The organism is Paenibacillus sp. J23TS9 (assembly GCF_018403225.1).
Lineage (GTDB): Bacteria > Bacillota > Bacilli > Paenibacillales > Paenibacillaceae > Paenibacillus_AQ.
The window spans coordinates 136,269-149,885 of record NZ_BOSG01000006.1; the positions used below are offsets into that span (position 1 = coordinate 136,269).

At 43.8% G+C, this 13,617-nt stretch carries 11 protein-coding genes and 1 other annotated feature; all 11 genes read right to left on the reverse strand.

What is annotated here, in order from left to right; all coding sequences use genetic code 11:
• Positions 1-184: 184 nt before the first annotated feature.
• Entirely contained in the window at positions 185-1,792 is a 1,608-nt protein-coding gene (locus KJS65_RS26450; protein WP_213652820.1) for an extracellular solute-binding protein, read from the reverse strand.
• Positions 1,793-1,860: 68 nt separating this feature from the next.
• Positions 1,861-2,739, reverse strand: a complete 879-nt coding sequence (locus KJS65_RS26455) for a carbohydrate ABC transporter permease (RefSeq protein ID WP_213652821.1) — start codon at positions 2,737-2,739, stop codon at positions 1,861-1,863.
• A gap of 20 nt (positions 2,740-2,759) precedes the next feature.
• Positions 2,760-3,692, reverse strand: a complete 933-nt coding sequence (locus KJS65_RS26460) for an ABC transporter permease (RefSeq protein WP_244864848.1) — start codon at positions 3,690-3,692, stop codon at positions 2,760-2,762.
• 87 nt (positions 3,693-3,779) lie between these two features.
• Complete coding sequence (locus KJS65_RS26465) at positions 3,780-5,549, reverse strand: glycoside hydrolase family 35 protein (RefSeq protein ID WP_213652823.1); 1,770 nt, start codon at positions 5,547-5,549, stop codon at positions 3,780-3,782.
• Between the two features lie 24 nt (positions 5,550-5,573).
• Entirely contained in the window at positions 5,574-6,848 is a 1,275-nt protein-coding gene (locus KJS65_RS26470) for a Gfo/Idh/MocA family protein (RefSeq protein ID WP_213652824.1), read from the reverse strand.
• A 779-nt stretch (positions 6,849-7,627) separates the two neighbouring features.
• A complete protein-coding gene (locus KJS65_RS26475) occupies positions 7,628-9,022 on the reverse strand; it encodes an MATE family efflux transporter (RefSeq protein WP_213652825.1) in 1,395 nt (464 codons plus the stop codon).
• A gap of 191 nt (positions 9,023-9,213) precedes the next feature.
• The gene (tyrS, locus tag KJS65_RS26480; protein ID WP_213652998.1) at positions 9,214-10,476 is read right to left on the reverse strand and encodes a tyrosine--tRNA ligase; all 1,263 of its coding nucleotides are present in this window, start codon (positions 10,474-10,476) and stop codon (positions 9,214-9,216) included.
• A 104-nt stretch (positions 10,477-10,580) separates the two neighbouring features.
• Positions 10,581-10,803, reverse strand: a binding site (T-box leader).
• A gap of 70 nt (positions 10,804-10,873) precedes the next feature.
• Positions 10,874-11,164, reverse strand: coding sequence for a hypothetical protein (locus KJS65_RS26485; protein ID WP_213652826.1), 291 nt, complete (start codon positions 11,162-11,164; stop codon positions 10,874-10,876).
• 68 nt (positions 11,165-11,232) lie between these two features.
• Entirely contained in the window at positions 11,233-11,706 is a 474-nt protein-coding gene (locus tag KJS65_RS26490; protein WP_213652827.1) for a GNAT family N-acetyltransferase, read from the reverse strand.
• 348 nt (positions 11,707-12,054) lie between these two features.
• A complete protein-coding gene (locus KJS65_RS26495) occupies positions 12,055-12,567 on the reverse strand; it encodes a ferritin (RefSeq protein WP_213652828.1) in 513 nt (170 codons plus the stop codon).
• 203 nt (positions 12,568-12,770) lie between these two features.
• On the reverse strand, positions 12,771-13,604 hold the full coding sequence (locus KJS65_RS26500; RefSeq protein ID WP_213652829.1) for a MurR/RpiR family transcriptional regulator: 834 nt from the start codon (positions 13,602-13,604) through the stop codon (positions 12,771-12,773).
• Between the last annotated feature and the right edge of the window lie 13 nt (positions 13,605-13,617).

The following is a 13,617-nucleotide window of genomic DNA, read 5'->3' on the forward strand; positions in this document are numbered from 1 at the left end:
TCCCCCTATAAAAATTGACACCACATTAATCGACAAAATGTGTCAATTTATTATATGGTGTTTTTCTGAACCGATTCTGAACAATGTCTTAAAGTGAAAATAAAGCAAGAAAAAGATCTGCCTCGCGCCCCGGATCGGTAAACGCATAAGCAGATCTTTTTCTTGTTCAATCGGAACTCATGATTTATTGTTCAGCTTTTTTCCATTCGCCCTGGATTTTAGCTTCATTAATCAGGTTGTTCACATCTTCAACGACCTGTTTGCCGCCTTTAGCCATATATTCGTCTGCGAATTTATCCCAATCTGAAATAGGTCTTTGTCCAACAATCATTTTGGTTAGTTCGTTCGTAGCGAATTCATTTAGCGCCGTGATTTTACTATCGTAAACCGTGGAATGGATACGGCCTACCGGACTAATGTAGAAGTCGGATTTTTGCAGCATATCAACCATATTCTTATTGAATGCCTTGGATTCAGGGGTTTTGGATTGGACTTCATAATCCTTCATCGATTTATCCCCTTCAATCCAGCCTCCTAATTTCTCGTTGAAATTGGCCAGAGGAGCATACTTGCTAAATTCTTCTGTAGGTTCTGCTGCTCCATCTGTCATTTTATAGCCCTTGCCTTCGCCGCCATTCGTCCAGTCAAAATACTCATTACTCGAATTTTGTTCTTGTGCCGGAACATATTTCTCCATATAATCCATCATCTCTAATATCTTCTTCACCTTGTCATCGTCTTTCTTCAGAGCAGAACTGAGCATCCAGATTCGATAATATCCCGAGCCTCCCACATATCCCTTGGAACCATCCGGAGCATCAAATGCAGGAATAGCTGCAACTTCAGCACCTGGTGCATTTTTTGCCAATGTCGGGATATCGAGGTTTCCTGATTGAGCCCCTTTGTTTATACCTACTTGCTCATACCAAATTCCGACTTTACCCGCGTTGAAGGCCTTAAATACTTCATTATAGGGTTGGGTAGGCCAGTCCTTATCAATAGCGCCTGCTTGATATAATTCATTGAGCACCGTAATTTTTTCTTTGCTTCCTTTACCAATTTGTCCTGGAATCAACATACCATCATCATTTTTATGATACCAGGTACTGCTGCTCCAATACGCTCCAAATGCCGGGTCATAAACAATACCTTTCGCTAAACCTAGCCCAACGGTATCGTTTTTTCCATTGCCATCCGGATCTTTGGTGGCGAAAGCGGTAGCCACTTCCTTTAATTCTTCGTAATTTGTCGGCATTTTCAATCCGAGCTTGTCTAACCAATCCTTCCGAATAATCGGTTTCTTGCCTCCGCTGGAAGGGAAGTACAGAGGGATCCCGTAGATTTTCCCGTCCACGCTTACCGCATCCCATACGGATTGGGGAATGGCTTTAAACGTGTCATACTGCTCGACATAATCATTCAGAGGCAAAAAGGCACCTTGCTTTGCCCATTTGACGTAATTCGCATCAGCACCTTCCGTACCGATCACATCAGGAATATCCCCTGAGGCCATTTTTACCGTGAGCTTATCATCATATAAATCAAACGGAATGAATTGCGGTTTAAACGATATGTTGAATTTTTCATTAATCTTTTGAACACCTTCATTACCGGGTTCAGGTACCGGAGTTGACCAAGTTCCGTCAAACCAGGTAATCTCGGTTTTTTTGCCGCTATCCGTGGATGAGGCTTTATCCCCGTCAGATGAAGCTTTCTCCTCCTTGGATGAACATGCACTGAGTACTCCGACGCAAAGAACAGCCGCTAAAAAAAGTGATACATACTTTTTCATTTCCCATTTCCCCCTTTATATTTTTCCAAATCTTTCAATCATGAAAACATGAGGTACATAGAGCAACATTATTCTTTTACGGAACCGAGCATCACCCCTTTTGCGAAATGCTTTTGCAGAAATGGATAGACGATCAAAATCGGTATTGTAGCCACCAGGATGGCAGCCATCCCGATCGTTTCCGCAGGCGGAGGATTCACGACCCCTGCTTGTGACCCGGGGTCCATTAAATTTCCCTGATTTAATATGACCATCTGTCTAAGAATGACCTGCACGGTCCATTTTGCCGGATTACTTAGATACAGAAGGGATGTAAAGTATGAATTCCATAAACCCACCGCATAAAACAATCCGAAAGCAGCTAATGCGGGTTTAGACAAAGGGAGGATAATCCGCGTGAAAATTCTGATATCATTGGCACCATCGATAATGGCTGCTTCCGTCAAGTCATAAGGCACACTCCGGAAAAATTCTCTCATGACAATTAAGTTAAAAGAGCTTATGGCCCCCGGAATAATGATCGCCCACAGCGTATCCATTAAGCCTGTAGACTGAACGATCATGTAAGACGGAATCATGCCTGCACTGAACACAAATGTGAACAGCACCATGAACATGAATATCTTTTGTCCCAAAATATTTCTGGACATCGCATAGGCCATCGCTGCCGTTAGCAGGAGACTGACAGCCGTACCTACCACGGTTACATAGATGGTCACTCCGAGAGAGCGAATAAATGCTTTGGATCCCAGAATATATTGGTAAGCGTCAAGCACCCATGTTTTAGGCCAAAGAAGCAGCTTCGTATTCACAAATTCTTCATACGTGGCGAACGAAACAACGAACATATAATAGAATGGAATGAGCATCGCAAGAGCAATAAGAGCTAATAGAATGATGTTCACATAGCTGTACATTTTATCTCTCATTGTATTGTTTTGGAGCATTGGTTCCCCCCCTTTCTTCTTTAGTAGACTCCATCACTGCCAAATTTTTTCGACAATCGGTTCGCACCCACAATCAGGATCAAGCCTACAACAGACTTGAATAACCCCACAGCCGTTGCAAAGCTAAAGTCAGAATCCTGAATGCCTTTAAAGTAAACAAATGTATCAAGCACATTACCAACATCCATCGTAAACGGTGTCAGCATCAGATAGATTTGTTCGAACCCGACATCCAGAACGCTTCCCAATCTTAAGATTAACAAGATAAAAATCGTACCTTTTAAAGCAGGCAGTGTGATATGCCACATTTGTCTCCACCGGCTTGCACCGTCGACCGCTGCTGCTTCGTAAAGGCTTGGATTGATTCCCGAAAGAGCGGCAAGAAAGATAATCGTCCCCCATCCGGATTCCTTCCAGATGACTTCCAGAACAACCAAAGGCATAAACCAATGCGGATCTTGCAAGAAGGCAATCGGTTCCATATGAAAAAGACTTACAAGAACGCTGTTCACGATCCCGTTAGATTTCAAAAGAACCGTAGCGATGCCAATGATAATAACCCATGATAAAAAGTGAGGCAGATAAACGATCGATTGTATCAATCTTTTGTACACACTATTTCTGACTTCATTGAGCATCAGAGCCAGAATAATCGAAACGGGAAAGGCAAATACGATTTGAAGAAAAGATAAATATAAGGTGTTCCACAACACACGGATGACTTCTTGATCCTCGAATATCGTTTTAAAGTGTTTCAGTCCTACCCAGTCACTGTGAAAAAAACCTTGAAAGGGGCTGTAGTCCTGAAAAGCGATAATATTTCCAGCCATAGGGATATACCGATAAATAATGAAATAGGCAAGCCCTGGTAATAACAGCAAAAAGAGATAACGCTCTTTCCACAGTCGATTCAAATTCTTGTTCTTTTTTGTCGGAACCTTGGGGTTCTTCATAACTGGTGTTCCTGAGTCTGACGTTGGTATCACATTCATCTTCTCTGTCACATCCTTTTAGATCAAAGAGATCGTTATTCACATGGTTTATTCAGCGGCTGGCAGCTGCTTTTTAGCTAACATGGGAGCTTCACCTAAAGTTACACTCGTTTGGCCGGGTCCATGAAGCTCGAACATGATGATTTCATTCTCGCCGGCTTTAAGGAAAGGAGCTGGTATATATAGCGTTTCTTGCGGTCCAATCTCCCAATACCTTCCGATGTTAGCCCCGTTGACATAAGCTACACCCTTCTTCCATCCGCTACATTGCAAGAACGTATCTGCAGGTTGATCGATATGAAATACCCCTTTATAAAAGGCAGGCATTGTACTCGTTTCTGTCATTTTCTTAAAAGCCAATGTGGATAGATCGCGTAAAGGAAGCGGATAGATCGTCCAATGAAACAGGAACTGTCCATTTAATCGTACGCCCTCTGTGATCCCCTTATAATCTTTTATAAGCGGGCCATAATTGACCCTCCCCATATTTTCGACTAGAATCCCTAGACGACAGCCATTCTGCGGAATATCGAAAAACAAATCTTGCGGATTCCATCTTTCAACGGTTCCAATATATTCGTCATCCAAAAAAATTAATGCGCGGTCATGTACATCCTGTAAAACGAGCTTGTTATTTGTCCTTGGCCCGCTGACCGTTGTTTCGTAATAAATAAATCCGTAATCCTGACCCAGTTCCTCCATCGTCTCCGGACAAGTTCTTTCCAGCGGAGATGACAGCGCTTGTAATGAATCCAAAAGAGCAGCGCATTCCGTGAACTGAACTTCCCCAAACGCCTTTACCGGAATCGGATCCGGCAAAGCTAACGGTTTTAGCGGCATATATTTTTCAATAACCTTTCTCACCGCAAAAAACTTGTCTGTCGGCACTCCATGCTCTGTTAGCAAAACATCGTAGTCATAGCTTGTAATTGTGGGTTCATATTTGCCGCCATGATTGGCTCCGTTATAAAAACCAAAGTTGGTTCCGCCATGGAACATATAAAAATTGACGGATGCATTTCTTTGCAGCATCTGATCCAATGTATTGGCTACATCTTCTGCATCTCTGGTGTGATGTTCTTCGCCCCAGTGATCAAACCAGCCATTCCAAAATTCCATGCACATGATCGGTTGATCCGGCTGGTATTCCTCCAGCTTATCGAAATACTCGTTCACGCCTGATCCAAAGTTAACCGTTGCCAAGACGCCTTCGGTCATCCCGCCTTGCAGCATAGCGTCCGTGGGTCCATCGGAAGTGAACAGTAAACAATCGACACCTCTGCTCTCCATGGCTTTCTTGATATACTGCAAATACTTTTGATCATTTCCATAGCTTCCATATTCATTTTCGATTTGCATCGCGATGATGGGTCCATCATTTGTACACAGATGCGGAATCAATAAAGGCATTAATGTATCGTAATAGGCATCTACTTTTTCTAGAAAATGAGGGTCAAAACAGCGTAATCTCATTCCCTTGTCTTGTAGCAGCCATGATGGCAAACCACCAAATTCCCATTCTGCGCAAATATACGGGCTTGGGCGAATGATGACCAATAAGCCAACCTTTTGGGCGAGAGTGATAAATTGTTCCAGATCTGCGATCCCTTCAAAGCAGAAGTTTCCTTCAGCAGGCTCATGCAAATTCCAAGGAACATACGTTTCAACCGTATTAAACCCGCATTCCTTCAGTTTCAATAGCCTGTCTTCCCAATATTCGGGAACCACCCGGAAGTAATGCATGGCACCGGATATGAGTTGAATGGGCTCCCCATTGAAAATGAATTGGTTTCCTTTAACTGAAAAATCAAAACTCATGGCTAAATCCCCCCGTTTATGATTTCAAACCATCTTAGAAGATGCGATTTCTTGATAATAATCTTCCAGCTCGATCGATTTACCCTTATGCAGACGGGATTCTTCAGCAGCAAAGGCCATTAAATGACTGCGTAAGGATACGGTTGCGGAAGATAAACTGGTACCGCGATCCTCGTAATTTCTGACTTCATCGAGAAATGATTTCACGATTTTCGTGTCTCCGCCGCCATGTCCACCCACAGGTGTATCCAAACGAATAATCGTTTCATGTTTCGTCAGGAAGTCATAGATAGACAGGCTGTTGTCATCCATATTCCCGCGAATTTCTCCCTTGGTGCCCATGATTTGAACTATTCTTGTCTGTTCTCTTGTGAAACCACACATGCTGAACGTAGCGGTAATCCCGCCCTCAAACTCCATATTCACCACTTGATGATCGACCACATTGTTATCGGATTTATAGACGCACTTTCCATACTCGGTCGTATGCAGAGCGGATATAATTCCTTCTTCGGTATAGTCTTCCGTGAATTTTTTGGCCCAGCCTTTTCCTTCACCCAAATAATATCTGCCAGCATGGAATGGACAATCATTCTCTGCCGGGCATCCATCAAGGCAGCGTTCAGGTGCGCCTTCGGGAGCATTGCTCTCCTTAAAATGCATGAGGGAACCGTAAGAACTCACCCGCAAACAAGGCTTATCGATAATCCAGGAAAGAATATCCATATCATGACATGACTTCTGCAAAATCATTGGACTTGATTTTTCTTTATTATTCCAATTCCCACGGACAAAACTGTGGGACATATGCATGACTTCGACATTTTCATTCAATTGAACCGAAACGACTTCCCCGATTTGTCCCTGTTGAATGACCTTTTTAACGTTGGACCAAAAATCGGTGTACCGTAATACGTGGCAAATCGTTAGCATCCTATTGTGTTCCCGCGCTGCTCTTTCCATTTCGATGCATTCAAGCGGGTCTGGCGACATCGGTTTTTCCAAAAGGACATGGTAGCCTGCATGTAATGCTGCAAGAGTTGGCTTATAATGCATTCGGTCTAATGTACAAATAATAGCAACATCAGCTCTTTTGGGACCATTAAGAAGCTCTTCCCATGTTTCGAAACCATTTTCCTGCGAAATATGATGCTGCGTCATTACCTTCTCCCGACGCTCTGCATTTGGATCTGCTACGGCAACAATTTCGAGTTCATGCGGATTTTTAAGTGCATACGGAGCATAGCCACGCGCTCCTCGGTCTCCTGCTCCAATTAATACGGCAGTAATTTTTTTCATGTGAACTTCCTCCACTTCCATCTGTCATTCTTTTATGTGAAAAGGCAATTTCTTGCCGGCGATAACAATGGGTGAAACATGCGTTTTTGATCGTTTTTTATTTCAATACTTTAAAGCATTAAAACTAAATGCAGTAAAAATCTATGAAACTTGGATCATTATAGATATGTAAGGAATAATAACAGGCATCCTTATTCTGGATATAAAACAAAGAATTATATATTTGGATAATCGATTGGTACTAATATTGGAGTGTTCTACTGTTAAATGAACTTGTTCATGAAGTAAATAACGGAGGTAAAACTTAATTTCCCAAAATGAAATCGCTATCATTCTATTTATAAATAAATGTTCGCTATTCAATCCATAGCCAACTTTTTGGATTTTCTATCCAAGCAAATCGTATTTTTTACATCATAATATAGCTCCATTTGGATTGTCAAACATTATTTGGATTGATTTAGGGGAAAATGTCGTATGAAAGAATGTTATTCCGGAGAAATAGTTGACATAAAAAGTCATAAATTGCAGGTTTTACGCGATATACATAACGTATGATGTTGCATTATATGTCATTAATTGAGTAATACGCCCAGTTCTGCGTGTCTCTATTAAAATATTTGGATAGTTTGGTTCCAAACATCATCTAAGGATTTTACGGTCATTACTAGGCTGCTAACTAAATAATCTAAAAAAAGGCGCCTCTCCGGTTCGAATCCAGAGAGACGCCTTTATACGAGTTATGATTGATTCGAATAAATACGCGGATCATTTATGCCTTAAATCAGCTTGCGTCTATACCATTTGTCGCCCCTGAACCGCCACCAGAAAATAGCCCCTCTTACGCCCCATTCGGTTACCATCGCGATCCAGACGCCCATGATGCCAAAGTGAAACGTAATTGCCAGAAAATATCCCAAAATCACACGCAGCACCCACATCGACAGTAAGGACGTAACCGACGTAAAGTTGGAGTCCCCTGCTGCACGGAGTGCCGAAGGCATAATAAAGCTGACGGACCAGAAAATCGGCTGCGTAATCGCGATCAGAAGCGTAAGCTTAAAGATGTCCGGCACGATCTCGGCCGGTGGAGAAAACAGCTTAATAATATACGGAAATAATGGCAAAATCACAGCTGCGATCACGATAAAGAAGGCCGTAGATAATCCGATAAAGGATTTGATAAACTTCCTGGCATCCTGTATGCTTCCATTCCCAATGCACTGACCAACGACCGTTACGACAGCGATACTCAGCGCACTTCCTCCGATCTGGAACAGCAGCGAAATCGAGCCGCTAATGGCATTCACTGTAATTGCGAGCGTACCCAGCTGCACGATGAAGGTTTGCGTCAGCAGCTTGCCGCCGTTAAAGAACATTTGCTCCGCTGCAAAAGGAACGCCGATGACCATAATCTTTTTGAGTATCGAAAAATCTATTTTCAACGCATTCTTGATACGGTACTTTAGCGTATGGTTCATTTTAATCATGTAATACAGCGAGACCGCCATCCCGAGAACCCGGGCTGTAATCATGGAGATCACGAGGCCTACGATGCCCATATCCAGTACGGTAATAAACAGGATGTTAAGACCAAGATAGGTCAAATTCATGATGAGCGAAAGTCCAAGACAAGCCTTGGTTTCTGCTACCCCTCTGAGCGCCCCCGTAACCGCCTGAAAGACCGCAATAAACGGATACGAAATACAGCTGCCGATCAGGAAGATCCTCGCATTCTGGAACACATCCGCATCTGCCTTCCCGAACAGCAGATTCAGCACAGGTGTATGAAAGGCAATCACCGTGACGCATAAAAGCACGGACAAAATCGCAACCGCGGTAATGGCCTGCGCCGCTGCCTTGGATACCATCTCCTGGTTCCCGCTGCCCTTGTACTGTGCTACGATGACCGTTCCCCCTGTCGCTACAGCGATAAAGACGTTGATCAGGAAAATATTGAGCGAATCCACCATACTGACCGCACTTACGGCTGCCACGCCCGAGGAGGCAATCATCGCCGTGTTCATTAAACTCATTAAAATAATAAAAGCTTGATCCACAAATATCGGAATAATGATCGCGATAATTTGCTTATAATCAAGCTTACTTCCAGTGAAGTACTTATTCAGGAAACCGTTCGTTTTCTGTTTATAATATGGAGCTGGGGTACCCAAGGGATCATCTCTTTTTCAGTGTAGTTGAATGCGTAGACTATTATAGCACGGTTTCGGCGGATGGGATGTGATGGACCGAAATTTAACAACGAATTTCTTCATCCTCAGTAAACCTCACAAAAAAAACCGAGGCCCCTAATAAAGGATTCCTCGATTTTAATTTGTACGTATGTTGTGAATCGCGGCAAATTCTAATCCACCAGTCTAATCAGACTGTATTTCTTCTTACCTTTACGAATAATGATATACCGGCCATCAAAGGATTTGTCCACGGTTACTTCCGTGTTTACATCCTCTACGCGTTCACCATTCATGCTGATCGCGCCATTCGTAATATCTTCTCTTGCCTGACGCTTGGAGGGTTCGATCCCGAGATCCACTAACCAATCCACTATATTCTTGGCTTCCTTTGAAGCTTCGAATGTAGGCATTTCTTTGAATCCCTGCTCAATTTCATCGGCTGTCAGTGATTTAACATCTCCGCTGAATAAGGCCTTCGAGATTTTAATGGCCTGTGTCAGCGCTTCTTCATTATGAACGAATTTGGTCATCTCTTCGGCGAGTACATGCTGCGCTTCACGTTTACCCGGTTCTGTCGTCACCTTATTCTCGAGTTCACTGATATCTTCTTTAGATAAGAAGGTGAAGTACTTCAGGTATTTAATGACATCACGGTCATCTGTATTTAACCAGAATTGGTAAAATTCATATGGCGAGGTTTTATCCGGATCCAGCCAGATCGCTCCGCCCGCCGTTTTACCAAACTTCGTGCCGTCTGCTTTCAGCATCAATGGGATGGTCAATCCGAATGCCTTCGCTTCTGAGCCTTCTTTTTTACGAATCAGGTCCAGACCACTTGTGATGTTACCCCATTGATCCGATCCGCCGATCTGTAATTGAACCCCTTCTTCTGAGTACAGATGATGGAAGTCCATCGCCTGAAGAATTTGGTATGAGAATTCAGTAAACGAAATCCCGCTATCCAGGCGGCTGGATACGATATCTTTTGCCAGCATCGCATTGATACTGAAGTTCTTCCCGTAGTCGCGCAAGAAGTCGATCACATTGACCGTATGCGTCCAGTCATAGTTATTTACCATTTTCAACTGAGCATCATTATCGGTATCAAATAACTTCTTCATCTGTGCTGTCAGTGCATTCACATTGTCCTGTACTTGCTCTAACGTCTGTAATTGACGCTCGGATTGACGTCCACTTGGATCACCAATGGTTCCGGTCGCTCCGCCAATTAAGATCACAGGGAGATGCCCAAAGGATTGGAATCGTTTCATCACCATGAATGGAATCAAATGTCCGATATGCATGCTATCACCGGTTGGATCGACACCGCAATACAGTGCAATCTTCTTCTCGCTCACGAGTTCGCGCAAACCTTCAGCATCAGTCTGTTGGTTAATCGCATCGCGCCATTCCAGTTCATCAATAATATTCATGTTACTCATGATCTTCCAGCCCCTTTATCAATAAATGTTGAATCATCCTTTATACGTATCAAACGCTGTTTACGCAAAAAAATCGCCCCTACGTCTACGATAGACATAGGGACGATTCATTAACCGTGTTACCACCCAAATTGCATAAATAGTGCTGCAAAGACTATTCATACCACTCTTTAGCCATCCTATCGTTGGCAAGTCCGCTTAGTGTTACCTAAGATACTCCAGAGTGTAATTCGCAAGTCTGTTTGTGCTGAGTCGCATCAACCCCCAGCTTTCTGAATAACAGTGACATCCTGCTACTGATTCCTTCAACGTATACCGTATATTAGATTACAGTCAGTATAGAGAATGGGAAGACCGTTGTCAATTCATCGCAAGAATGATATGGGTCTCATGCTCTGCCGGTATGTGCGGAAGTCGCTGTGTCCAGCATAGATGCCCAATTCGGGAAATCTGTCTCCCTTGCAACATGCCGGTCAAAAAGCTCTTCAGGAAGGTTATCGATATCTTCCCGCGTGCTTACTTGAAAGTTCCCCTTCTCCAAAAACTCCTCAAAACTCTTACTGCTTGAATGCTGACGCATAAACGATTCATTGAACAGTACGTCCAGTGAAACAACATTCGGATCTTCTTCTACCGACTTTTGTCCTTGTAATTCTTTCAACAGATCGTCAAATGACATGGGCTTTTGCTTTCTCAGATGATCACTCCTAGATTAATTTTATATTTGGTGATTCCTATATTCTTTATTCAATTATAGGTCATCCACGGTGTATTTCCCAAAACCTCAAAATTTTGCTTGAACCAAAAGTTTCGTGATTTATCCAAGGTATAGACGTACATTCTTTTGCCTGGATATTTCGCCTTGAGCCAGTTCACGAGTGAAGCGGCATACCCCTTGCTTTCAAACTCTTTTAGTACATCCAATGCTTCGATAAAAACAAAATCCTTTTTGTTTTTGATATCTATATAGAAATCCTTTTCTAGATACCGTTCATCGGCGCTAAAATAATCTTGTTCCGCCTTCTGAATTAACTGCTTCCCGTTATCATATTCCCATACGACGCCATACCCGACCATCGTATCTTCAGCGTCAATGATATAGATTTCCTCCGGTAATTCAGTTGGCTCCTTCGTACTCAATTCTCCCGCATGATACGCTGATGTTTCACTTAACAATCTCTGCATTTCCTGATCAAACGGCTTCGCAATAATCGTTGGCATTTCTGATCTCCTTCATAAGATATGTCACGACATATCGTCTCCAAAGAAAAGAAGCAGGGTATCTGTCTGCTCCCTACTTTTCCATTTGATTGTGTATCATTTATTATCCTTCGTTATTTTATCATATATACGATGGATAGTAATCGAATTTTAATTATTGTTTCTAGAAAATAGGCAAATGCACCTCAACCTGACTCTTTAATTGTTCCAAGTACCCGCCTGTTCGGCATCCATATGAAATGTAACTGCCAATAAGACGGGAGCTTTTCAACACAGTTTTCCCCTTTATTCAAACTGAGCATGAAAAAAAAGCTGCTTTCCCTTGGGAAAACAGCTTTTCCGTTGCCTTTAAGCTTCGCTTGCGGGTGGTGTGAACGTACGCTTTGCCAGCTCGGAATCGAGCATATAGAACGCGTTGCTGTCATTATCGATGCGGCGCAGCTTCTGGATAATGCTATCGAAGGTTGCTTCCTCTTCGACCTGCTCATCAATGAACCACTTGAGGAAATTAATCGTCGCATGTTCCCGCTCATCCCAGGCAATATCGGACAATTCATAAATTCGTTTGGTCACTGTTTTCTCATGCTCGAAGGAATGTTCAAAGGCATCCAGCAAGGAGCTGTATTCATTCTGAGGATTTTCCATGCCCGTAACAATGGCGCGTTTTCCCAGTGCATTTATGAAATGGAAAATTCTCATCCCATGATATTTTTCTTCTTCCGATTGCATGATGAAAAAATTCGCAAAGCCATCAAAACTCTCCGACGAGCAATACGCCGCCATCGCCAGATACACCTGAGAAGAATAAAATTCATAATTCATTTGATCGTTCAACTTCGCGAGCAGCTTCTCACTTAACATCGGTCATTCTCCTTTATCACTGGTCTGGGTGGAAGGCAAGCCGCGATTCGACGGTAATCGTTGCTATCCTGCACAATACGGCTTCCTTCTATCCTTGTAGTATGTTGGAAATAAACGGGGATGTAAAGGGTTCGTATCTCAGAAAGAACGATCATGATTCATATGCGTAAGATGACATCGTTATTCGGCAGCCCTCATTTCATCTACACCCGCTTCGGCAGCAGCTTTTGATACCTTCGCCGCAGCTCATGCAGCGCCTCGCTTCCCGCCACCGCCTGCTCCTCCATCTGCTTGCCCACCGCTACGATCAGCGTTTCGAGCAGCGCGATAGGCGCTACCATCGAATGGAATTCCCACAATTGACCGCGAGCCGTATACAAGGTCACCGTAGCCTTCTCCAGCATGGGGCTGACCAATAGGTCCGTTACCAGCAGCGCACGGGAGCCCGTTTCCCGGGCATAATCCAGCAGCACCGCCAGCTCCGGCGACTCGGATACAAATCCGAAGATCAGGATGACATCTTGCGGCTGCACATGCACCAGATGGTCGAACAGCTCATGCCCGCCTCGGTCCAGCTGCGTGATCCGCATGCCGAATCGTGACAGCCGGAAATCCGTAAGCGCCGCCAGGCTTTCCGCCGAACCGGGCCCGTAAATATACACTGTTCCGGCCTCACGCAGCAGCCTCGCCGCTTGATCAAAGGACTCTTGACTCAGCCGGTTCGCGGTCTGCTGCAAATAATCGGCACCGATCAGGAGGCTTGCGGCAGCATCCTCCTCTTTCATTTTGGAAAAGGCTGATTGCAGCTTTTGCGACGGGGACAGCAGCATCTCGTCCTTTACCTTCTGCTTGAATTCCTTCAAATTTTTGCAATTTACCTCGGCCCAAAACCGCGATACCGTTGAGATGCTTACGTCACAAGCGGAGGCGATGTCCTCCTCAACCATGAACGGAATATCTTCCATGTGTTTGGAGATGTAATCGGCGATCCGCTGATGTCCGCGGGATAATTTCCGGTTCTCAAATGTCAGTTCCATGGCGCCCCTCCTT

Excerpts from the sequence above, each read along its gene's own strand:
- KJS65_RS26450 (WP_213652820.1), bottom strand. The coding sequence starts at position 1,792 with ATGAAAAAGTATGTATCACTTTTTTTAGCGGCTGTTCTTTGCGTCGGA.
- KJS65_RS26455 (WP_213652821.1), bottom strand. The coding sequence starts at position 2,739 with ATGCTCCAAAACAATACAATGAGAGATAAAATGTACAGCTATGTGAAC.
- KJS65_RS26460 (WP_244864848.1), bottom strand. The coding sequence starts at position 3,692 with ATGAAGAACCCCAAGGTTCCGACAAAAAAGAACAAGAATTTGAATCGA.
- KJS65_RS26465 (WP_213652823.1), bottom strand. The coding sequence starts at position 5,549 with ATGAGTTTTGATTTTTCAGTTAAAGGAAACCAATTCATTTTCAATGGG.
- KJS65_RS26470 (WP_213652824.1), bottom strand. The coding sequence starts at position 6,848 with ATGAAAAAAATTACTGCCGTATTAATTGGAGCAGGAGACCGAGGAGCG.
- tyrS (WP_213652998.1), bottom strand. The coding sequence starts at position 10,476 with ATGAATATTATTGATGAACTGGAATGGCGCGATGCGATTAACCAACAG.
- KJS65_RS26485 (WP_213652826.1), bottom strand. The coding sequence starts at position 11,164 with ATGTCATTTGACGATCTGTTGAAAGAATTACAAGGACAAAAGTCGGTA.
- KJS65_RS26490 (WP_213652827.1), bottom strand. The coding sequence starts at position 11,706 with ATGCCAACGATTATTGCGAAGCCGTTTGATCAGGAAATGCAGAGATTG.
- KJS65_RS26495 (WP_213652828.1), bottom strand. The coding sequence starts at position 12,567 with ATGTTAAGTGAGAAGCTGCTCGCGAAGTTGAACGATCAAATGAATTAT.
- KJS65_RS26500 (WP_213652829.1), bottom strand. The coding sequence starts at position 13,604 with ATGGAACTGACATTTGAGAACCGGAAATTATCCCGCGGACATCAGCGG.